The organism is Pseudomonas sp. TH06, from assembly GCF_016651305.1.
Taxonomy (GTDB): Bacteria; Pseudomonadota; Gammaproteobacteria; order Pseudomonadales; family Pseudomonadaceae; genus Aquipseudomonas.
In genome coordinates this window covers 31,049-50,124 of sequence record NZ_JAEKEC010000001.1, presented here as the reverse complement: position 1 = coordinate 50,124, position 19,076 = coordinate 31,049, and the positions used below count along the sequence as shown (strand labels likewise).

Sequence of the window (19,076 nt, the reverse complement as noted above, 5' to 3'; positions counted from 1 at the left end):
ATGGATTATCCGAAAAGTGTGCCCAGTTCCGGGTTGGTGAATGGGAAGTTTGTTGATGAAAATCCGTTGATGGGAACGCCGGGATCGTTGATTCCGGCTCGGTGGGGCAACAGTGTTACCGATGAAATAGTCAACGCGATTACTGCTGCCGGACTTGTGCCTGATGAGGGTGATAGCACGCAGCTCAAAGCGGCTATTTCTGCGATTGTCGAGAAGAACAAAACTGATTCTTTCGCAAGCAAGGATGAAGCCGAAGCCGGTACCAGCAATAGCCGTCTGATGACGCCGCAGCGCGTATTTCAAGCGATCGAAAAGAAAGTGCTTCAAGCCACGGAAACGGTTTTTGGCTGGGCACGAGTTGCTACTCAAGCCCAAGTCAATGCGGGGACGGATGACACCACTATTGTCACCCCGAAAAAGCTCTGGTTTGGTGTTTCATACAGCATCGGCCCGAATGGCTATATCGCTTTTCCGAGCTGGTTGGGGGGATTCATGATCCAGTGGGTCCTGATCACCATCGCTGCCGATAAAACCTATGCTGCAAAACCTTGGCCGGTGGCTTTCAGGAGCCAATGTGTCGCTACGTGGGCGAGTTACTCACACAGCGGGAACGCACCTTATTTCGACATCATCACCCCACCACTGGTTACCTACTTTGATCCGAGCCAGGTTCAAGTCTTGAGTAATTCTGGTGGCACCGGTTTTGTCACTGTCCTGGGGGTGGGGAACTGAAATGAAACGTTTCTATAGCCGCACCACCGGCAACACCTACTTATCGGGTTATCACACGAGCATTCCGGACGATGCCGTTGAAATTGACGAGGCACGTTATGAGTCGGTGATCGCCAATCCGGCCGCCGGTACCGAGAGAGGCCATGATGATCTTGGTCTGCCGATTCTGATTGAACCCGCAGCACGCACTGAAGAGCACGCCTCGGCAGAAGCCAAGGCGTGGCGCGATAAAGAATTTGATCGCGTGGTCTGGCTGCGTGATCGCCATCGGGACGAAGTGGAACTGATGAAAGCCACCACACTTTCCGACACTGACTACCTGGCGCTTTTGAGCTATCTGCAGGCGCTGCGCAAGTGGCCCCAGGCAAAGAAATTCCCCTCCAAACGCTCCCGTCCGAAAAAGCCTGCCTGGATGGCTGCCGAGTGAGCGGATGCCGCGTCGTCGACATCGCCCCCGTCAATGTTCCAGGTAAAGGAAATTAAACAATGGATTATCCAAAAAGCGTCCCCAGCGTTGGTCTGGTCGATGGCCGATTCGTCGATGAAAACCCGGTGGCCGGTACGCCGGGGTCGTTGATTCCGGCGGTGTGGGGCAACAGCGTTACTCAAGAGATTCTGAGTGTAATTACTGGCGGTGGACTGGTGGCTTCGGAATCCGATACCGGCCAGTTGTACAAGGCGATTCAGTCGATCATCGCGAGTGCGAGTCCTATGCGTTCGATCATCACTCGACTGGCGGCGTCCAAGACGCTTACCGAGGCGGAACTTGGTCTTGTGCTGGTCGATGGTAGCCCGGGGCCTGTGACCTTGTTGCTGCCACCGGCCAACGCCGCACTTGGTGTACGTGACGTGATTTTGCGTCGGGTCGACAACAGTGGTAATCGCATGGTCATTCAGACGTCCGGCACTGATCGCATCCGCTTTCACACGCATCTTTCCGCCAGCGGTTACCCGTTTTTCGTATTGATGGGAGGTGGGGATTGGTGGCATTTGCGCAGTGATGGGGCGGGGAGTTGGTGGCCGGTCGGTCGCTTTGACAACACCCCGTTGGGACGTCCGTTTTTCGAGACAACGGTGCTGCTGAGTCCGGGCGGTTATGGCGCGCTCAACGGTACGCTGATGAACCGTGCCGAATGGCCCTGGTTGTGGGATCACGCTCAGCGTTCTGGAATGCTCAATACCGAAGCGACACGGGCGGGCAATGAAGGTAACTGGACTCCGGGTGATGGCGCGTTGACGTTCCGTGGACCCGAACTGCGCGGTGAATTTTTGCGGATTCTGGACGAAGGTCGCAATGTCGATATCGGCCGGGTCATGGGTGCCAATCAAGCGGGGACGGTGCATTCCTATGCGATGGGCGCGAACGGTGCCGGTGCTGTGGGATCGAGATGGTCCGATAGCTTGAGCGCTGTCGGGGCTCAGACACATGAAGCGAAAACCGTGATCACGCCGAGCAATGGTGGCCCGATTTTCCCAGCTGGAACTGTCTACCAACAGGACGCGGCCAACACGCTTCTGTACAGCTTCACCTCCCGTCCCCGTAACGTCGCCTATCCCGGCCGCATCAAAGTTATCTGAGGCTCAGCATGTTCAACTATTTAATGGATGACGACGGTGCCTTGGTGGGACCGGTGGAGTTTTTTGTCACGCCCGGCATCGGTGTCCAACTGCCTGCTAACGCGGTGCAACTGGCTTATGAGTTACCGTCCGCTGAGCCGGGACGCACTTGGGCAATCGCCAACGGCGTCCCCCGTGAGCTGATTGATTGTCGCGGCACCGTGTACCGCAAGGACAACGGTGCGCAACAAACCTGGAGCGAACTGGGCGCCCTGCCAGGTGCATTCACCGCCGAGCCTTGCCCCGACGAGTTTCATGTCTGGCAGGACAATGCCTGGGTGCCAGATTCGACTCGGCAACTGGCGAACATCACTGCGAACGTTCTTGTCCAGCGCGATGCACTGCTACGCGACGCCGTCCTGCGCATTGCCCCCCTGCAATACGCCGAAGACATCGGCGATGCCAGCCATGACGAACAACTGTTGCTGATCGAATGGAAGCTCTACAGCGTAGAACTCAACCGCATCGAAAAGCAGGCCGGTTTCCCAGATGAAATTATCTGGCCGGTGACACCCGGCGCAGCCGAAGTTAACTGATTTCAGCACAGGGAGCAGTGCAATGGACTATCCAAAAAGCATCCCCGGTATAGGGTTGGTCAACGGCGGTTTCGTCGATGAAAACCCGATCGCCGGTTCACCGGGATCATTGATCCCCGCCGCGTGGGGCAACAGCGTCACGCAGGAAATTCTCAATGCGATCAAGGCTGCCGGGTTGACGCCCGATGAAGCCAAGACCGATCAACTGGCCACCGCGATTGGTGCCCTGGTCGACTTCACCAAACTGAAAAACACCCCGACCACTTTGGCGGGTTACGGCATCACCGATGCGGTGGGACGGTTGCTCGCGGTCAGGCAGATCGAGACGGTCGGGATCACGGTTTACAAGCCTAATCCCAAGGCCAAACGCATTCGCGTGCGATTGGTGGGGGCGGGTGGATCCGGGGGAGGCTGTGAGCCTGTCGCTGCGAATAGTCACCGTATCGGTGGCGGCGGTGGCTCAGGTGCGTATGCGGAAAGCCTGTATTACGTGACCCCGGAAATGCTCGCCGGCGTGCCTGTCTCGTTGGGTGCAGGCGGAGCATCGGTCAATGGCTTGGGGCAGACGGGGGGCGGCGCGTCTTTCGGTACTTATATGAGCGCGGCTGGCGGTGCGGGCGGGCAAATCCTGTCATTCGCAGTGACAGCAACGGCAGTGGGTTTTGTCATGGGCGGGACCGGTGGACAACTCGTTACGGGCGGTGGTCTCGCCAATGCGCGTGGCACACCTGGCGAGTTCGCGATGTACAACGCCAACTGGGGAGTGGTTTCCGGCGCCGGTGCTGCCAGTCCGTTTGACGGCGGTGGCGCACGCGTGGGTGTCAATGGCAATGGCATCGCTGGCGGGCGTGGTTCCGGCGGCAGTGGCTCCTGCTCAACCAATGCTTCTGCCTCCGTGATTAGCGGGCCGGGCGGCAACGCTTTTTGTGAAATCTGGGAGTACGAGTAATGGCCCGTTACGCACGAGTGGAAAATGGTGTCGTGGTTGAACTGATCGAAACCGGCGACTACGCAATCACCCAACTGTTTGCGCCTTCTTTCGTTGAATCGATGGTTCAAGTGCCGGAGGGCATGACAGTTGAAATCGGCGCGCCAATCGACGAGTTCCGGCCTTCCAGCGCGCAGGTGTCCGTGACGAGCATTCCCGTCAGTGCGCAAGGGATCGTTGTCGAGGACCAGATGCCTGAAACAGCAGCTCGAGCCTGGCGCCAGTCCAGACTCTCGTCCACTGAGTGGCAGGTAACCCGTCATCGCGACGAGCAGGAGCTCGGCCGTGGCACGACACTCAAGGCCCAGCACTATCTGGAGTTGCTTGAGTACCGTCAGGCGCTGCGTGACTGGCCTGATTCCGGTCATTTTCCTTCGGTAGTTTCCCGGCCCTCGGCGCCCGTGTGGTTGGCAGCTCCAGTCGGCTGAGAACGGCACCAATGTATTTTCAGATTAAGGAGATAAACCTTGGACTATCCCAAGAGTGTGCCCAGTGTCGGCTTGGTCAATGGACAGTTTGCCGATGAAGATCCGATAGCCGGCAAACCCGGTTCGCTGATCCCCGCGACGTGGGGCAACAGCGTCACCCAAGAAATTCTGAATGTCGTTCAGGCCGCCGGCCTGACGCCAAACGAGTCGTCGAACAATCAGCTGTTGGGAGCATTGCGCGGCCCGGCATTGTTCATGACCGCCCCGCAGTTTGATGGCGGACGCTCAGCAGCAACGTCCGAGTTTGTGCAGCGGGCGTTGGGCAATTATGCAAGTGCTCGTGGGATATCCGCTGCCACGCAATTGACCTTGTCCGATGTCGGCTGCTCGATCGGTCTGGCTGGTAACGCAGCGTATACCGTGACGCTTCCGGATACCGCTGCAGTGCCGAGTGGCGCCACGATCAGCCTGCATTGCCGTAACAGCGCACCCGTTACCGTGGCCAGTAAAACCGGTACGCAGATCAGTCCGCAAGGGGCTTATCTGGCGTCGATCGTGTTGAACAATGGTGAGAGTGCGAACTTCGTCAGAGAGTCTGGAGTGTGGGTGGTGTATGGCACGGCTGCTCTGAAGTACTCGGCCAATTACGCCGCACAGTTCTCCACATCGGGATATCAAAAGCTTCCCAGCGGTTTGATCGTGCAGTGGGTGACAGGGGGATCCGATGCGAATGGCAACATGACGGTGTCGTTGCCGATCAGGTTTCCCAATGCTGTCCTCGGAGGTATTGCCAATGAAGGTAACCCTGCAGGATGGAGTGCCGCCAATGTCACCGTTTGGGCATTTGACGGTGGGAGCACCACGACAACGACAGCGGTCGCTCGGGTCCGAAGCGTCCTGGCTTCAAGTGTAAAGGTTGATTCGGGCATTTCGGGCCGCATTCTGGTTTGGGGGTACTGACCATGACGATTTACTTTTATGCACAAAGCCTCGGCTTTGATCGAGTCGAAAGCGCACTTGCGGAACTGCCTGAAGGGGCAGTGGAGATCACCCAGGCCCAATACGTCGAGCTGTTTGCCGGGCAGGCAAGCGGCAAAGTCATTAGCGCCAGTGCCAGCGGTCAACCTGTGTTGACGGACCCTGTCATTTCCCCGATTGCCCTTGCCAGCCATGAACGCACATGGCGCAACAAAGTGCTGCAAGACACCCAGTGGCTGGTGCTTCGCGACGCTGAAGAACTGGAAGTCGGTGAGGGCACGACCCTGCTCGCCGAAGAATTCAAACAACTGCTGGCTTACCGACAGTCGCTGCGCGAGTGGCCCAATGACCCGAACTTCCCGGATGCACGTTCGCGCCCGGTTGAACCTGATTGGCTGCAAATCTTGCTGCGAACGAACGGCTGAGTCGTCGCTGATCTGAAGAGGAATTAAAGTGGATTATCCAAGAAGCGTCCTCAGCTCTGGCTTGGTCGACGGCAAATTTGTTGATGAAGACGTGATAGCCGGAACGCCGGGATCGCTGATCCCTGCAAGCTGGGGCAACAGTGTTACTGAGGAAATACTCAGCGCGATTACCGCGGCTGGTTTGAAACCGGACGAACTACAGACTGATCAATTGGCTCAGGCGATCAGGCAATTATCGAAACCGGATCCGCTGCAACAATTTCCGGTGCAGGTGTATCGCAGGAATGTGCTGATCAATGGCGGATTCGATATCTGGCAACGCGGGACGACCAACCAAGGCCCAAATATCGGTGGATATGTAGCCGATCGTTTTCGCTGCGACTGGAATGGCAATGCTGCCGTGACCATCTCTCGTCAGGACTTTTTTCCAGGCCAGACAGAAGTGGCAGGTGAGCCGGGTTATTTTTTACGCTGGCAGCAAACCACGGCGGGCGTCGGCGCTACCGAGCACAAGGTTTCCCAAAGCGTTGAGTCCGTCAGAACTCTGGCTGGACGAACCGCTACTGTGACCTTTTGGGCGCGCTCCGATGCCGCGCGTTCATTGAAAGTGACAATTGGTCAGTACTTTGGCAACGGAGGTTCGGAAGCCGTCGTCAAAGTGGTCGATGTTTTTCCATTGAGCACTGCATGGGGCAAGTACAGCGCAACGTTTCAGGTGCCATCGATCGCGGGGAAAATGCTGGGCGCCAATGATTGCTTGCGCTTGGCTTTTGATTTACCGCTCAACGTTCTGCAAACTGTGGATCTGACTCAGGTTCAATTGGAAGAGGGACCGGTTTCCACGCCATTCGAATACCGTCTTTCTGGCGAAGAATTGACGTTGTGTCAGCGTTATTTCGAAAAGTCTTTTGCCAACCGTTTACCGATTCGTGCAAACAACGGTAGTGGCACCTGCATCGTCTCGTTTACTCAGGCTGCGGCTGGAAATACCGGTCAATACGGTATGGTCGTAGACATGCAGACTCAGAAGAGAGTGCAGCCTACTGTTGTCCTGTATTGCCCTGGAAATGCAGGTAATCAGGTTTGGAACTACTCGCAGGGAGTGCCTTGCACAGGCACCATTGTGCAAAGTGTGACACAGCGTAGTTTCGCGATCGGCACTGTGACGCCTGTAAACAGTCAGCCCGGTAACGGATTGCAGATTGAATGGACAGCGGACGCTGAGATCTAGGAGTGACCCCATGACCTATCAACTGACCACTTGCGGAGTACTGCGCACGGAGGATTCTGCGTTTATCCCGCAGGACCCAACCAATCGCGACTGGCTTGACTATCAAGCTTGGCTATTAGCTGGCGGCCAAGTCCTGACATTGAATGAAACCCTCGAAAACGTAGCCCCGGCCAGCTCAGTGACAAGTTTGGCAAAAAAATGGCTGGGGGCCGTTATCCGCTAACCGTGATTCAATCGCGGCAATATCCAGGGAGGATCAAGCATTATGCAACTAACTGAAAACAACCTTATTGACATCATGCCCAACGCCCGCTCCCAAGCGGGCGTTTTTGTTTCTGCGCTCAATGCCGCCATGAAGCGCCGTCGCATCGACTCGCCCAAGCGCATCGCTGCGTTTCTCGCGCAGATCGGTCACGAGTCGGGCCAGTTGCAGTACGTGCGGGAGTTGGGCAACAACCAGTATCTGAGCAAATACGACACCGGGACACTGGCGCTACGCCTGGGTAACACGCCCGAGGCGGACGGCGACGGACAAAAGTACCGAGGGCGTGGGCTGATTCAAATCACCGGTCGCGGTAATTATCGCCAATGCAGCCTCGGGCTGTTCGGCGATGAGCGTCTGCTGTCGTTGCCTGAACTGCTCGAGCAGCCGCAATGGGCAGCCGAATCTGCGGCATGGTTCTGGGAGCAGAACGGCTTGAACGAGCTGGCCGACCGAGACGAGTTCAACACTATCACCCGTCGCATCAACGGCGGGTTGAACGGTTTGCAGGATCGTCTGGAAATCTGGGCGCGGGCGAGGGCGGTGCTATGTCCATCCCCTGGCGAGTGATCGGCGTTGTATTGCTGGCGCTGGCGGTTGCGGCACTGGCCTGGCAACTTCAGGACTGGCGCTATGGTCGGCAACTGGCGGAGCAGGCTCGGTTAAACGCCGAAACCCTCAATCAACTGACCCTGACCGCTGCTACCGCGCAACAGGCCGAGCAGGATAAACGTCTGGCGCTGGAGCAACGGCTCGCCGCCAGTGAACAAACCCACTTTCGAGCGATGAGCGATGCCCAACGTGATCAGGATCGTCTGCGCGATCGCCTTGCCACTGCTGATGTGCGCCTGTCAGTCCTCCTCGATGCCGGCGACGTTGCCACCGGCTGTGCGCTGCCAGCCGCCGCCGGTGCCGGCGGCGTGGATCATGCAACCGTACGCGCCCGACTTGACCCGGCGCATGCTCAACGAATTATCGCCATCACCGACAGTGGAGACCGGGGGTTGATCGCGTTGCAGGCTTGTCAGGCCTATGTCAGAGCATTGGCGCCCGAACATCTTGAATGATCTTGTGTATTGAAAGCGCAACCGGCTCGTGTACGGTGGTACGCATTCCACACGATCCGGAGCGCACCGTGAAAGAGATCACTCAATTGGCTGCCGAACTTGGCCGACGTCTGCAAGTGCTCAATGCCCACGTCACCACCGCCGAATCCTGCACGGGTGGCGGGATCGCCGAAGCCGTCACGCGTATTCCCGGCAGTTCGGCGTGGTTCGAGGCCGGTTACGTCACGTACTCCAATCGACAGAAAACCCAGCAACTGAATGTGCCGGCCGAGTTGTTCGGTACGGTGGGCGCGGTCAGTCGTGAAGTCGTCGAGGCGATGGTAGTGGGCGCGCAGAAAAACAGCCTGGCGCGATTTGCCGTGGCAGTCAGCGGCGTGGCCGGACCCGACGGCGGTACGCCGAACAAACCGGTGGGCACGGTCTGGCTGGCCTGGGGCGTGGGCGATGTGGTTTCCAGCGAGGTTCAACACTTTTCCGGCAACCGCGATGAAGTCCGCCGACAAACGGTGAAGGCCGCGCTAGAGGGGCTCCTGCGACTAGCGGCACGAGAAATCGAAAATCAGGGGTAGGCGATCCGCGAACGCTGTGGAATAATACTGGCTACTTATACAGGTGTTGGCCGTCAGGCCTTATTGATTACGTGAGGACTTTAATGGACGACAACAAGAAGAAAGCCTTGGCTGCGGCCCTGGGTCAGATCGAACGTCAATTCGGCAAGGGTGCCGTAATGCGTATGGGCGATCAGGACCGTCAGGCGATCCCATCCATCTCCACTGGCTCTCTGGGTCTGGACATTGCACTCGGCATCGGCGGCCTGCCAAAAGGCCGTATCGTTGAAATCTACGGTCCTGAATCTTCCGGTAAAACCACACTGACACTGTCCGTGATCGCCCAGGCTCAAAAAGCCGGCGCGACCTGCGCTTTCGTCGACGCCGAACACGCCCTCGACCCTGAGTACGCCGGCAAACTGGGCGTCAACGTCGATGACCTGCTGGTTTCCCAGCCGGACACCGGCGAACAGGCCCTGGAAATCACCGACATGCTGGTGCGCTCCAACGCTGTTGACGTGATCATCGTCGACTCCGTGGCTGCACTGGTGCCGAAGGCTGAAATCGAAGGTGAAATGGGTGACATGCACGTGGGCCTGCAAGCCCGTCTGATGTCCCAGGCGCTGCGTAAGATCACCGGTAACATCAAGAACGCCAACTGCCTGGTGATCTTCATCAACCAGATCCGCATGAAGATCGGCGTGATGTTCGGTAGCCCGGAAACCACCACCGGTGGTAACGCGCTGAAGTTCTACGCTTCGGTCCGTCTCGACATCCGCCGTACCGGCGCGGTGAAGGAAGGCGACGAAGTGGTCGGCAGCGAAACCCGCGTCAAGGTTGTGAAGAACAAGGTGGCTTCGCCGTTCCGTCAGGCCGAGTTCCAGATTCTTTACGGCAAGGGCATCTACCTCAACGGCGAGATGATCGACCTGGGTGTGCTGCACGGTTTCGTCGAGAAGTCCGGCGCCTGGTACGCCTACGAAGGCACCAAGATTGGTCAGGGCAAGGCCAACTCGGCCAAGTTCCTGGCAGACAATCCGGAAATCGCTGCCAAGCTCGAGAAGCAACTGCGTGACAAGCTGCTGGCACCAGCAGCAGACGTCAAGGCTTCGGCGACCCGGGACAAAATCGACGATATGGCTGAGGCCGACATCGACGCTTGAAGTCTCTGAATGACACTCGTACTTGATACCCTCGTCGCGGTGCGGCGAACCGCCATGGACCTGCTCGCACGTCGCGAGCATGGTCGAGTCGAGCTGACGCGTAAACTGCGTCAGCGCGGCGCTGAGGCGGAGATGATCGAAACAGCCCTCGACCGTTTGACGGAAGAAGGGCTGCTTTCCGAAGCCCGTTACCTTGAAAGCTTTGTTTCCTACCGTGCCCGCTCTGGTTACGGTCCTCTGCGGATTCGCGAAGAGCTGAGCCAGCGCGGTTTGCAGCGTGCTGATATCGAACTCGCCCTGCGCGAGAGCGGCATCAGTTGGCAGGAGCAACTCCAGGAAACGTGGCAGCGGAAGTTCTCCGGGCATTTGCCCATCGATGCAAAGGAACGGGCCAAGCAGGGCCGTTTCCTGGCCTATCGGGGGTTTTCGATGGAGATGATCAACCGCTTGTTCAGCGGCAGAGGCATGGACGATTAAGACGATTCAATAAAAACGGCCCGCTATGAAAAAAGCGGGCCGTTTTTTTTTGCCTTTTAAATGGCCTTCGACGGTTCTCGGCTGCGTTGCGCAGTTTGCGGTTTGGAATGAGCCCAGTTTTCCGGCACGTTGATGTAATCGACCAGCTCCCTCAAGCGCCCGTGATTGCGGGCGTTGAAGGCAAAGGCCAAACGTGCCAGATGGCTGAACTTCGCGTCATCGTGTTCCTCGCCGTTGTAGGCATGTTGATGAAAGTGGTCGCTCAGGCACAAATCGGCAAAGGTCTCCTGCATCTGCTCCAAGGCCTGGTCACTGAGCTTGTGATTCATGCGAATCACGAATTGCCCCTTGAGCCAGCGGCTGGAGTGGAAGTTGCTGTAGAACTGGTTGATCTGCTCTACCGCCTCCTCGACGGTGTAGACCAGCCGCATCAACTGCATGTCGGTCGGCAGGATGTAGTGGTTTTCCTCCAGTTGCTGGCGGATGAAGTCCATCGCGCCCTGCCAGAAGGTGCCACCCGGTGTGTCCAGCAACACCACCGGCACCAGTGGACTTTTACCGGTCTGAATCAGCGTCAGCACTTCCAGTGCTTCATCCAGCGTGCCGAAACCGCCCGGGCACAACACCAGTGCGTCGGCTTCTTTAACGAAGAACAGCTTGCGGGTGAAGAAGAAGTGGAAGGGCAGCAGATTGGCGGTGCCATCCACAGTCGGGTTGGCATGCTGTTCGAAGGGCAGGGTGATGTTGAACCCAAGGCTGTGATCGCGGCCAGCACCTTCATGGGCGGCGGCCATGATGCCGCCACCGGCACCGGTGATGACCATCATGTCCGAGCGCGCCAGCGCGGCGCCGAGTTCACGGGCCATGGCGTACAGCGGATGTTCGACTGGGGTGCGCGCCGAGCCGAACACCGTGACTTTGCGTCGGCCCTTGAATTGTTCCAGCACCCGAAATGCCTGCTCCAGTTCGCGCAGGGCTTGCAGGGTGATTTTGGCGTTCCAGCGATTGTGGTCTTCCTGAGCCATGCGCAGTACGGTCAGGATCATGTCGCGGTAGATGGGAATGTTCGGGCTGTTGGGGGAAACACGGTTGAGTTGTGCTTCGACCTGGCTGATGAGGTCGGGACCGCTTTCCTGAAAATGACGGCTGAGCAAGTCATTCGGTTGGTAAGGCATTCAACGTCTCCTTCTGCACAGAGCGGTGGCCCTGACGAGCGGCGTCAGTGCCGCGCTGCAAAAAACACACAATCGGCAGTTCCTTTTCCTGCCGCGAACAACTGATCGGAATACTTTGAATCTAGACCCTTGCGAGCCGTTGCGCTGACTCGATCATTGCGCTGCAAAGTCCCGGCTGGCAATCGCTTATTGTTTTTCGGTCACTGACATCACCGCTCGTCAGAACGTGCACCGATCGCCAAACCCTCTGATTAACTGATTTACAGGCGCCGTACGACAATTTCACGTCAACCGTACGCAAGGTGCGCGCAGTTCAAGGATTTGCGGGTGGCAAGGAGGCGGGACACATGACCAGAGTGATTCTGGAGATCGATACGCAGTTGTATCGAATGTTGAAGGCATCAGCCGAGACCAATCATGTCAGTCTCGAGGAGGAGTGCTGCCGGCGACTGGCCGGAGGCGAGCGCCGTTCGCACTATCTACAGGCCTTGTTGGCCGAGTTGCGCGCCGAGGATGAACAGCGGCGCGCCAATTCGAGATGATTACTTCTTCTTCGCGGGTGCTGCTTTCGGGCAATCCGATTCCTGATAGCTGGCGGAGCCGATCGCTTTGTTGGTTTTCACTTCAGTGAAGTCGTAACGCATGATCGCGCCTTTGGCCATCAGCTTGCGGTACGACGGGTTGTTGCAGACCGAAGCACCCAGCTGGAAATACACGGCTTTGGGATCGGCGCGCATTTTGTCGGCGTGACTCTTTTGCACACTCAGGTGGTTGATCAACTGAGTGCCTTCAACGGTGTAGCCCTGATCAAGAATGTCTTCATTGATCGCCCGTGGTGTGCCGACGCTGCTCTGGGCGGCGACGTTGCGCAGCTCTCGGTTCAGATTCTGCTCACTCAGCGATGCAGCCTGAGCGGTGAAGGACGACGCCAGCAGAATGGCAGCGGTGGGGACGATAAGGCGCAGCATGAAACTCTCCTGATTCGGTGACTGGTGGTTCGACCAGCCACGGGGCTGTGCGTTCAGTGGCGGCGAATTATAGGGGAGCCGGTCTGGACGGTACAGGCTTGTGCCCGTCGCTCTGGTAAACTGCCGGCCTTTATTGCCTTGCCGAGTGCTGTTCGTGTCGAGTTTTCCTGTCTGCCGGTCTTGCCCGCGATGAATCATGCCTCCAACGCCGTAGCCCGTCTGCGCGACCAGCGCGAGGATGAGGGCATCAAGCCGATTCAGGCCCGGGGCTTTCGCTCCGAGCGTTGCCGCGACTGCCGGGTGATCATCAGTCATTGCCTGTGCGCCTGGCGGCCGAGTGTCGAAACCCGCTCTGGCGTGTGCCTGATCATGACCGGCAAGGAAGTGTTCAAGCCGAGCAACACCGGTTGGCTGATTGCCGACGTGGTGCGCGATAACCACGCGTTCATCTGGTCGCGCACCGAGCCTGATCCGCAGATGCTGGCGCTGCTCAATGACCCGCAATGGCAGCCGTATCTGGTGTTCCCGGGCGAATACGTCGAGCCGTCGCGAGTGACCAACACTGTCGCGCCCGATAGCACTAAGCGCCCATTGTTCATTCTCCTGGACGCGACCTGGACCGAAGCACGCAAGATCTTCCGCAAAAGCCCGTACTTTGACCGCTTGCCGATTCTCAGTCTGCTGCCCGATAAACTTTCGCGCTACCGCTTGCGGCGTTCGACCCGCAGCGAGCACCTGTGCACGGCCGAAGTCGCCGCGTTGTGTCTGGAACTGGCAGGTGACAGTGATGCCGCGTCGGCGCTGGACGCCTATTTTGATGTGTTCAGCCAGCATTACCTCGGTGCGAAGCAGCAACTGGACATGAATGAGTCGACGCCGGCCCACGCCGAGTTGCAACCCTTTATACGAAAGCCGCAGCCGGAGTTGGCCCAATAGTGGCCCATACTGTAGGCAGCGGCGGCCGTGTTGCTTGACCACCCCGACTTCGCTGGGCATGCTTGGCGCCGATTAGGGTGCGGCCAAGGTTTGAAACGCTGTGTTTGCTGGTTATTGGCGTTGAACGTGCCCCTGTGGATGTTGCTTGAAAGGCGCATCTTGAGTTGCTTTGGCCAGACCCGAATGCACCGGGTCTGCCATCAAAAACAGGATCATTTGAAAAATGGCCACATACGACATCCTGATTGCCGATGATCACCCCCTGTTTCGCAGCGCCCTGCATCAAGCAGTGACGCTGGGCCTTGGCCCAAATGTGCGATTGGTGGAAGTGGCGAGCATCGCTGAGCTGGAAACTCGCCTGACCGAAAAGGCCGACTGGGATCTGGTATTACTGGATTTGAACATGCCTGGCGCTTTCGGGTTTTCCGGACTGGTGATGCTGCGCGGGCAATACCCGCAGATTCCGGTGGTGATGGTCTCGGCGCAGGAAGAAGCTTCGGTGATGGTCAAGTCCCGCGAATTCGGGGCCAGTGGCTTTATTCCCAAGTCCAGCGACCTGAGCGTGATTCAGGAAGCGGTGCGCAAAGTGCTCGATGGCGATGTGTTCTGGCCGCCGCAGGCGTTCGAAGCGGTTGCCGTCTCCGACGAAGCCAAAGCCGCCAGCGATGGCTTGGCCAGCCTGACACCGCAGCAATTTCGCGTACTGACCATGGTCTGCGAAGGCTTGCTGAACAAGCAGATTGCCTATGAGCTGAGCGTGTCGGAAGCGACCATCAAGGCCCACGTTACGGCGATCTTCCGCAAGCTGAATGTGCGCACCCGGACGCAGGCGGCATTGCTTCTGCAACAACTTGAGTCAATTCCGAGCCAATAATGGCTGGCGTCTTCACGCTTTTTTGACTTTTGTTGATCTAGCTTTCCCACTCCTTTTTGGTTGGTTTCTACTTTATGTCACCTTTCAAGGGCCAGACCGGCCTGAAACGCATCCTCAACGCTTCCGGCTATTCGCTGGACGGCCTGCGCGCAGCCTTCACCGGCGAAGCGGCGTTCCGCCAATTGGTATTGCTCAATGTGGTGCTGGTTCCGCTGACATTCTTTCTGAATGTCAGCCGTGTCGAACAGGCGCTGTTGATCGCCGTTTGCCTGTTGGCGCTGATCGTCGAGTTGCTGAACTCGGCAGTGGAAGCGGCCATTGACCGCATTTCGCTGGAACTGCACCCACTGTCGAAGAACGCCAAGGACATGGGCAGCGCCGCGCAGTTCGTCGCGCTGAGCATGATTGCTTTGGTGTGGGCAGTGATTCTGCTTTAAGCGATCGTCGGCAAAACAATCTCGTCGCTGCGCTGCACCCCGGCGGTGAAGGCGCGGCACAGATCGAGAAACTCGCGCATGGCCGAGGTCTGGTACTTCTGCTTGTGCCAGATGAAGTAGAACTGCCGCGCCAGATCCAGATCCGGTGTCTCCACCGCCACCAGACTGCCGCGGCGGAAGGCATCGCGTAGCGCCAGCCGCGAGATGCAGCCAATCCCCAGACCCGATTCCACCGCGCGCTTGATCGCTTCGGTGTGTTCCAGTTCCAGACGGATATTCAGCGCACTGCGGTGATGACGCATGGCCTGATCGAAGGTCAGGCGCGTGCCGGAACCCTGTTCGCGCAGAATCCACGCTTCATGCGTCAACTCCTCCATGGTCGCACTGCCACGTTTGGCCAGCGGATGCTGCGGCGCGCAGAACACCACCAGCTCATCCTCGACCCAGCTCTGCACTTCGATGTCCGGATGGCTGCAATCGCCTTCGATTAGACCCAGATCAATTTCGTAGTGGGCGACTTGTTGCACGATGTTGGCAGTGTTCTGTACATGCAGCTTCACTTGGCTTTCCGGATGGCGCTGCATGAAACCGCCGATCAGCAGGGTCGCCAGATAGTTGCCGATCGTCAGGGTAGCGCCCACCGACAGTGAGCCGAAACCGGATTTGCCGTTGAGCAGGTCTTCGATTTCCTTGGCCTGATCGAGCAGGGCCACCGCCTGTGGCAACAGCTGTTTGCCGAGGGCATTGAGGCTCAGCCGTTTGCCGGCACGGTCGAACAGCTGGCAGCTGGACTGGCGCTCAAGCTCGGTGATAGAGGTGCTGGCCGCCGATTGCGAGAGGTTGAGCAGACCCGCAGCACGGGACACGCTTTCCTGCTGGGCGACGGCGACGAAGACTTGCAGTTGACGGAGAGTAAATCGCATATCGATATAACCGATAACCCTTATCTTAATAATCCAGTTAACAGATATTGTCGGCGCTATTAGAATGCGATGCAATTGCGCACCATCGGCATTTATTCAGCCTAGAGCAAGCGCAGAGCCAATATCCAGGAGTCAAACGTACATGAGCAACATGAACCACGAGCGTGTCCTCAGTGTTCATCACTGGAACGATACCCTGTTCAGCTTCAAGTGCACCCGCGATCCGGGCCTGCGCTTCGAGAACGGGCAGTTCGTGATGATCGGCCTGCAACAGCCAAACGGCCGCCCGCTTATGCGCGCTTACTCGATTGCCAGCCCGAACTGGGAAGAGCATCTGGAGTTCTTCAGCATCAAGGTGCCTGATGGCCCGCTGACCTCGCAGTTGCAGCATCTGAAGGAAGGCGACGAGATCATCATCAGCAAAAAGCCTACGGGCACGCTGGTGCTGGACGATCTGAAACCTGGCAAACACCTTTACCTGCTCAGCACCGGTACCGGTCTGGCACCGTTCATGAGCGTGATTCAGGATCCGGAAACCTACGAGCGTTTCGAAAAAGTCATCCTGTGCCACGGTGTGCGCTACGTGAACGAAGTCGCTTACCGCGAATTCATCACCGAGCACCTGCCGCAGAACGAGTTCTTCGGTGAAGCGCTGCGTGACAAGCTGATTTACTACCCGACCGTTACTCGCGAACCGTTCGAGAACGAAGGTCGTCTGACCGACCTGATGCGCAGCGGCAAACTGTTCAGCGACATCGGCCTGCCGCCGATCAATCCGCAGGACGACCGCGCCATGTTGTGCGGCAGCCCGAGCATGCTCGACGAGACCAGCGAAGTGCTCAACAGCTTCGGCCTGACCGTTTCGCCGCGGATGCGCGAGCCGGGTGACTACCTGATCGAGCGTGCATTCGTCGAGAAGTAAGCCCCACTGAAAAGCCCCCATTGCCTGCTCAGGCAATGGGGGCTTTTTTATGCCCGTAACATTCCCGTGCAGGGACCAGGTTCAGGTTCTTGCGGGGATCACTTCGAGGACGCGGATCTGCTCGGGCGTCGGGTAATGCCAGCGCACGTCAAGGTCCCAGAACTGTGCGCCGTATTCACGTTCCGGCGCCGGGGTTTGATACGCCGGGCGCGGGTCCTGCGCCAGACACTGTTCGATCAGCTCGACCAGCGGCTCGTCCAGGCGCTGAGCGTGTGTGTGCGCCTGTTGCAGCGCTGTGTCCGTCCACTGCACGTCGATCAACTGCGGCGCGGCGCTGGCGATACTGTTGGAGGCGCTGGCGATGATGTCGGCGTAAGGCACGTAGGGTTTGATGTCGAGAATCGGTGTGCCGTCGAGCAGGTCGATGCCGGAAATAAACAGGCGATTGGCTTCAACCTTGTCCAGTTTCACCACCGATTGGCCGATGCCGTTTGGCCGATGGGTGGCGCGAGTGGCGAAAACACCCATGGACTTGTTGCCGCCGAGGCGGGGTGGGCGCACTTTCAGCCGCGGCTTTTCTTCCAGCGCCTGATGGAACAGGAACAACAGCCAGACATGACTGACCTGTTCCAGCCCCTGCACCGCATCCCCCTGATCGAACGGCGCCACCAGTTCCAGCACGCCACGGGCAGCAGGGGCCAGTTGCGGCTGGCGCGGGATGGCGAACTTTTCCTTGAAGCAGGAGCGGACGAAGCCGATGGGGGAGACGCTGTAAGTCATGGTGTGTATTCGAAGCGGAGCGGGGTGGGCATGATAACCCGGCAGACCTCAAGTCTGGTGGTGGCAGGTCGGACGCCATCGCGAGCAGGCTCACTCCTACAGGGGATTTCAGCGAACACAGATTTTGTGTCCACCGACGCCTTTGTAGGAGTGAGCCTGCTCGCGATGGCCGCACCACCGATGTCAGAGGCTGAACCCACCATCCAGCGGAATGATATTCCCGGTCATATAGGCTCCAGCGGTGCTCGCCAGGCTAATCGCCAGCGCCGCCATCTCTTCCTCCCGCCCCCAGCGTTTCATCGGGATCAGCGCCGTATCCTCAGCCAACGCCTGCTGATCATTACCAATGTGCTGAGTCATCTTGCTCGGAAACCGTCCCGGCGCGATCACGTTGACGTTGATGTGCTGGCTCACCAACTCCCGCGCCAGAATCCGCGACAACTGGTGCAGTGCGGCTTTGCTTGGTCCATAGGCATACGCCTGTTCGCCAAAGGATGAGATCCCCGCCACCGAACCTATGTTGATAATCCGTGCGGGATTGGCTGCCGAACCGGCCTTGCGCAGCAACGGCAGAAACTGCTGGATGCAGGTGAACACGGAGGTCACGTTGAGCTGCATGACCTTCTCCCAGCCTTTCACCGGGTAACTCTCCAGCGGCGCCCCCCAAGTGGTGCCGGCGTTGTTCACCAGAATATCCAGATGAGTGATCTGCTCGCCCAGGCGCGCAGCCAGCTCCTGTACACCTTCTTCGGTCGCCAGATTCGCCGCCACGCCGTGACAGATGCCCAAGGCGCTGAGTTCTTCGGCCGTCTGATGACAGGCTTCCGCGTCGCGCGAGCACACATAGACACGCGCACCAGCCTCGACATAGGCCTTGGCGATCATTTTGCCGATACCACGGGTGCCGCCGGTCACCAGAGCGGTGCGGCCTTGCAGGGAGAAATACGGGAGCATGGCGAGTCCTGAGGATTAGGGATCAGTACACCCTAGTCGTCAGCCGCGAAAAGCGGAGCCACTATTTTCGAAAGGAATGGAGGGCCATGCGGTCAGCTTCGAGTTGCAAGCTACAAGCGGCAAGTTAACGCGGTGTGGCAACTTGCAGCTTGTAGCTCGCAGCTGCTTTTACGCTCTCACGCGCAGCGTGAGCCCCTTGAGGAAGTTGCGCAGCAACTGGTCGCCACACGGACGATAGTTGGTGTGGCCGACCTTGCGGAACAGCGCGCTCAGTTCAGGCTTGGATACCGGGAACTCGGCAGCCTTGAGGATCGCGTGCATGTCGTCTTCTTTCAGTTCGAAGGCCACGCGCAGCTTTTTCAGGATGATGTTGTTGGTCACCGGCACTTCGATTGGCTGCGGCGGACGGCTTTCGTCCTTGCCACGCTTGAAGATCACCAGACCGTCGAGGAAGTGCGCGATGACTTCGTCCGGGCAACGGACGAAACCTTCTTCGTCTTCTTCTTTCTTGTCGAGCCAGGTGATCACGTCGGCGAGGGTTACATCCATGCCGCCAAGTTTGATGATCTCGACGACTTTCTTGTCGCTGATGTCGAGCATGTAGCGCACGCTGCGCAATACGTCGTTGTGAATCATGTCGGTAATCCTGATACGT

At 58.2% G+C, this 19,076-nt stretch carries 25 protein-coding genes and 1 pseudogene; 20 read left to right on the top strand and 6 right to left on the bottom strand.

Annotated elements, in window-relative coordinates; all coding sequences use genetic code 11:
• The 15 genes and pseudogenes from JFT86_RS29360 to recX all read left to right on the top strand — a co-directional run.
• Window positions 1-198, top strand: a pseudogene (locus JFT86_RS29360) (hypothetical protein); the annotation flags it as partial.
• Window positions 199-733: 535 nt separating this feature from the next.
• Window positions 734-1,159, top strand: a complete 426-nt coding sequence (locus JFT86_RS00320) for a phage tail assembly chaperone (RefSeq protein WP_201234283.1) — start codon at window positions 734-736, stop codon at window positions 1,157-1,159.
• 59 nt (window positions 1,160-1,218) lie between these two features.
• Window positions 1,219-2,310, top strand: coding sequence for a phage tail protein (locus JFT86_RS00315; protein ID WP_201234284.1), 1,092 nt, complete (start codon window positions 1,219-1,221; stop codon window positions 2,308-2,310).
• Between the two features lie 8 nt (window positions 2,311-2,318).
• Window positions 2,319-2,885 carry a tail fiber assembly protein gene (locus JFT86_RS00310; protein ID WP_201234978.1) on the top strand — a complete coding sequence of 189 codons (567 nt, stop codon included), beginning with the start codon at window positions 2,319-2,321 and terminating at the stop codon, window positions 2,883-2,885.
• A 22-nt stretch (window positions 2,886-2,907) separates the two neighbouring features.
• Window positions 2,908-3,834, top strand: coding sequence for a hypothetical protein (locus JFT86_RS00305; protein WP_201234977.1), 927 nt, complete (start codon window positions 2,908-2,910; stop codon window positions 3,832-3,834).
• Window positions 3,834-4,301, top strand: coding sequence for a phage tail assembly chaperone (locus JFT86_RS00300; RefSeq protein WP_201234976.1), 468 nt, complete (start codon window positions 3,834-3,836; stop codon window positions 4,299-4,301). The genes JFT86_RS00305 and JFT86_RS00300 overlap by 1 nt, the downstream gene beginning before the upstream one ends.
• A gap of 39 nt (window positions 4,302-4,340) precedes the next feature.
• Complete coding sequence (locus JFT86_RS00295) at window positions 4,341-5,261, top strand: phage tail protein (RefSeq protein ID WP_201234287.1); 921 nt, start codon at window positions 4,341-4,343, stop codon at window positions 5,259-5,261.
• A 2-nt stretch (window positions 5,262-5,263) separates the two neighbouring features.
• Window positions 5,264-5,704 carry a phage tail assembly chaperone gene (locus JFT86_RS00290; protein ID WP_201234288.1) on the top strand — a complete coding sequence of 147 codons (441 nt, stop codon included), beginning with the start codon at window positions 5,264-5,266 and terminating at the stop codon, window positions 5,702-5,704.
• Between the two features lie 28 nt (window positions 5,705-5,732).
• Window positions 5,733-6,935: a carbohydrate-binding protein CenC gene (locus tag JFT86_RS00285; RefSeq protein ID WP_201234289.1), complete on the top strand. Its 1,203-nt coding sequence runs from the start codon at window positions 5,733-5,735 to the stop codon at window positions 6,933-6,935.
• Window positions 6,936-6,945: 10 nt separating this feature from the next.
• Window positions 6,946-7,158, top strand: coding sequence for a hypothetical protein (locus JFT86_RS00280; RefSeq protein WP_201234290.1), 213 nt, complete (start codon window positions 6,946-6,948; stop codon window positions 7,156-7,158).
• Between the two features lie 42 nt (window positions 7,159-7,200).
• Window positions 7,201-7,767: a glycoside hydrolase family 19 protein gene (locus JFT86_RS00275; protein ID WP_201234975.1), complete on the top strand. Its 567-nt coding sequence runs from the start codon at window positions 7,201-7,203 to the stop codon at window positions 7,765-7,767.
• Window positions 7,746-8,264, top strand: a complete 519-nt coding sequence (locus tag JFT86_RS00270) for a lysis system i-spanin subunit Rz (protein WP_201234974.1) — start codon at window positions 7,746-7,748, stop codon at window positions 8,262-8,264. The genes JFT86_RS00275 and JFT86_RS00270 overlap by 22 nt, the downstream gene beginning before the upstream one ends.
• 68 nt (window positions 8,265-8,332) lie before the next feature.
• On the top strand, window positions 8,333-8,833 hold the full coding sequence (locus tag JFT86_RS00265) for a CinA family protein (RefSeq protein WP_201234973.1): 501 nt from the start codon (window positions 8,333-8,335) through the stop codon (window positions 8,831-8,833).
• An 83-nt stretch (window positions 8,834-8,916) separates the two neighbouring features.
• Window positions 8,917-9,975, top strand: coding sequence for a recombinase RecA (recA, locus tag JFT86_RS00260; protein WP_201234972.1), 1,059 nt, complete (start codon window positions 8,917-8,919; stop codon window positions 9,973-9,975).
• A gap of 9 nt (window positions 9,976-9,984) precedes the next feature.
• Complete coding sequence (recX, locus tag JFT86_RS00255) at window positions 9,985-10,452, top strand: recombination regulator RecX (RefSeq protein ID WP_103302971.1); 468 nt, start codon at window positions 9,985-9,987, stop codon at window positions 10,450-10,452.
• Window positions 10,453-10,508: 56 nt separating this feature from the next.
• Here the strand turns inward: recX and JFT86_RS00250 are convergent, their stop codons facing one another.
• Window positions 10,509-11,627, bottom strand: a complete 1,119-nt coding sequence (locus JFT86_RS00250) for a TIGR00730 family Rossman fold protein (RefSeq protein ID WP_201234971.1) — start codon at window positions 11,625-11,627, stop codon at window positions 10,509-10,511.
• Window positions 11,628-11,974: 347 nt separating this feature from the next.
• Here JFT86_RS00250 and JFT86_RS00245 point away from each other — a divergent pair, with 347 nt between their 5' ends.
• Window positions 11,975-12,169, top strand: coding sequence for a hypothetical protein (locus JFT86_RS00245; RefSeq protein WP_201234970.1), 195 nt, complete (start codon window positions 11,975-11,977; stop codon window positions 12,167-12,169).
• Here the strand turns inward: JFT86_RS00245 and JFT86_RS00240 are convergent, their stop codons facing one another.
• Window positions 12,170-12,595, bottom strand: a complete 426-nt coding sequence (locus tag JFT86_RS00240) for a PA3611 family quorum-sensing-regulated virulence factor (protein WP_007908738.1) — start codon at window positions 12,593-12,595, stop codon at window positions 12,170-12,172.
• Between the two features lie 189 nt (window positions 12,596-12,784).
• On the opposite strand from JFT86_RS00240, the gene JFT86_RS00235 reads away from it, so the two are divergent.
• From JFT86_RS00235 to JFT86_RS00225, 3 genes are all read left to right on the top strand, one after another.
• On the top strand, window positions 12,785-13,531 hold the full coding sequence (locus tag JFT86_RS00235) for a tRNA-uridine aminocarboxypropyltransferase (RefSeq protein ID WP_201234969.1): 747 nt from the start codon (window positions 12,785-12,787) through the stop codon (window positions 13,529-13,531).
• A gap of 223 nt (window positions 13,532-13,754) precedes the next feature.
• Window positions 13,755-14,405, top strand: coding sequence for a response regulator transcription factor ErdR (gene erdR, locus JFT86_RS00230; RefSeq protein WP_103302966.1), 651 nt, complete (start codon window positions 13,755-13,757; stop codon window positions 14,403-14,405).
• A 74-nt stretch (window positions 14,406-14,479) separates the two neighbouring features.
• Window positions 14,480-14,842: a diacylglycerol kinase gene (locus JFT86_RS00225; protein ID WP_042557932.1), complete on the top strand. Its 363-nt coding sequence runs from the start codon at window positions 14,480-14,482 to the stop codon at window positions 14,840-14,842.
• Here the strand turns inward: JFT86_RS00225 and JFT86_RS00220 are convergent.
• Window positions 14,839-15,765: a LysR family transcriptional regulator gene (locus tag JFT86_RS00220; RefSeq protein WP_201234968.1), complete on the bottom strand. Its 927-nt coding sequence runs from the start codon at window positions 15,763-15,765 to the stop codon at window positions 14,839-14,841. The two genes, JFT86_RS00225 and JFT86_RS00220, sit on opposite strands and share 4 nt — an antisense overlap.
• A 142-nt stretch (window positions 15,766-15,907) precedes the next feature.
• Between JFT86_RS00220 and fpr the strand changes: the two genes are divergently transcribed.
• Entirely contained in the window at window positions 15,908-16,687 is a 780-nt protein-coding gene (fpr, locus tag JFT86_RS00215) for a ferredoxin-NADP reductase (RefSeq protein ID WP_002554680.1), read from the top strand.
• 81 nt (window positions 16,688-16,768) lie between these two features.
• Here the strand turns inward: fpr and tsaA are convergent, their stop codons facing one another.
• The 3 genes from tsaA to JFT86_RS00200 form a co-directional block, all read right to left on the bottom strand.
• Complete coding sequence (tsaA, locus tag JFT86_RS00210; protein WP_201234967.1) at window positions 16,769-17,467, bottom strand: tRNA (N6-threonylcarbamoyladenosine(37)-N6)-methyltransferase TrmO; 699 nt, start codon at window positions 17,465-17,467, stop codon at window positions 16,769-16,771.
• A gap of 183 nt (window positions 17,468-17,650) precedes the next feature.
• Window positions 17,651-18,421 carry an SDR family oxidoreductase gene (locus JFT86_RS00205; protein WP_201234966.1) on the bottom strand — a complete coding sequence of 257 codons (771 nt, stop codon included), beginning with the start codon at window positions 18,419-18,421 and terminating at the stop codon, window positions 17,651-17,653.
• A gap of 168 nt (window positions 18,422-18,589) precedes the next feature.
• A complete protein-coding gene (locus JFT86_RS00200; protein ID WP_103302962.1) occupies window positions 18,590-19,057 on the bottom strand; it encodes a DUF1456 family protein in 468 nt (155 codons plus the stop codon).
• Window positions 19,058-19,076: the final 19 nt, after the last annotated feature.

What these genes read in the sequence shown, in the direction of transcription:
- JFT86_RS00225 (WP_042557932.1), top strand. Translation starts at nt 14,480, where the DNA reads ATGTCACCTTTCAAGGGCCAGACCGGCCTGAAACGCATCCTCAACGCT.
- fpr (WP_002554680.1), top strand. Translation starts at nt 15,908, where the DNA reads ATGAGCAACATGAACCACGAGCGTGTCCTCAGTGTTCATCACTGGAAC.
- erdR (WP_103302966.1), top strand. Translation starts at nt 13,755, where the DNA reads ATGGCCACATACGACATCCTGATTGCCGATGATCACCCCCTGTTTCGC.
- JFT86_RS00315 (WP_201234284.1), top strand. Translation starts at nt 1,219, where the DNA reads ATGGATTATCCAAAAAGCGTCCCCAGCGTTGGTCTGGTCGATGGCCGA.
- JFT86_RS00270 (WP_201234974.1), top strand. Translation starts at nt 7,746, where the DNA reads ATGTCCATCCCCTGGCGAGTGATCGGCGTTGTATTGCTGGCGCTGGCG.
- JFT86_RS00275 (WP_201234975.1), top strand. Translation starts at nt 7,201, where the DNA reads ATGCAACTAACTGAAAACAACCTTATTGACATCATGCCCAACGCCCGC.
- JFT86_RS00310 (WP_201234978.1), top strand. Translation starts at nt 2,319, where the DNA reads ATGTTCAACTATTTAATGGATGACGACGGTGCCTTGGTGGGACCGGTG.
- tsaA (WP_201234967.1), bottom strand. Translation starts at nt 17,467, where the DNA reads ATGACTTACAGCGTCTCCCCCATCGGCTTCGTCCGCTCCTGCTTCAAG.
- JFT86_RS00250 (WP_201234971.1), bottom strand. Translation starts at nt 11,627, where the DNA reads ATGCCTTACCAACCGAATGACTTGCTCAGCCGTCATTTTCAGGAAAGC.
- JFT86_RS00280 (WP_201234290.1), top strand. Translation starts at nt 6,946, where the DNA reads ATGACCTATCAACTGACCACTTGCGGAGTACTGCGCACGGAGGATTCT.
- JFT86_RS00235 (WP_201234969.1), top strand. Translation starts at nt 12,785, where the DNA reads ATGAATCATGCCTCCAACGCCGTAGCCCGTCTGCGCGACCAGCGCGAG.
- JFT86_RS00320 (WP_201234283.1), top strand. Translation starts at nt 734, where the DNA reads ATGAAACGTTTCTATAGCCGCACCACCGGCAACACCTACTTATCGGGT.
- recA (WP_201234972.1), top strand. Translation starts at nt 8,917, where the DNA reads ATGGACGACAACAAGAAGAAAGCCTTGGCTGCGGCCCTGGGTCAGATC.
- JFT86_RS00220 (WP_201234968.1), bottom strand. Translation starts at nt 15,765, where the DNA reads ATGCGATTTACTCTCCGTCAACTGCAAGTCTTCGTCGCCGTCGCCCAG.
- JFT86_RS00205 (WP_201234966.1), bottom strand. Translation starts at nt 18,421, where the DNA reads ATGCTCCCGTATTTCTCCCTGCAAGGCCGCACCGCTCTGGTGACCGGC.
- JFT86_RS00290 (WP_201234288.1), top strand. Translation starts at nt 5,264, where the DNA reads ATGACGATTTACTTTTATGCACAAAGCCTCGGCTTTGATCGAGTCGAA.
- JFT86_RS00305 (WP_201234977.1), top strand. Translation starts at nt 2,908, where the DNA reads ATGGACTATCCAAAAAGCATCCCCGGTATAGGGTTGGTCAACGGCGGT.
- JFT86_RS00200 (WP_103302962.1), bottom strand. Translation starts at nt 19,057, where the DNA reads ATGATTCACAACGACGTATTGCGCAGCGTGCGCTACATGCTCGACATC.
- recX (WP_103302971.1), top strand. Translation starts at nt 9,985, where the DNA reads ATGACACTCGTACTTGATACCCTCGTCGCGGTGCGGCGAACCGCCATG.
- JFT86_RS00300 (WP_201234976.1), top strand. Translation starts at nt 3,834, where the DNA reads ATGGCCCGTTACGCACGAGTGGAAAATGGTGTCGTGGTTGAACTGATC.
- JFT86_RS00245 (WP_201234970.1), top strand. Translation starts at nt 11,975, where the DNA reads ATGACCAGAGTGATTCTGGAGATCGATACGCAGTTGTATCGAATGTTG.
- JFT86_RS00240 (WP_007908738.1), bottom strand. Translation starts at nt 12,595, where the DNA reads ATGCTGCGCCTTATCGTCCCCACCGCTGCCATTCTGCTGGCGTCGTCC.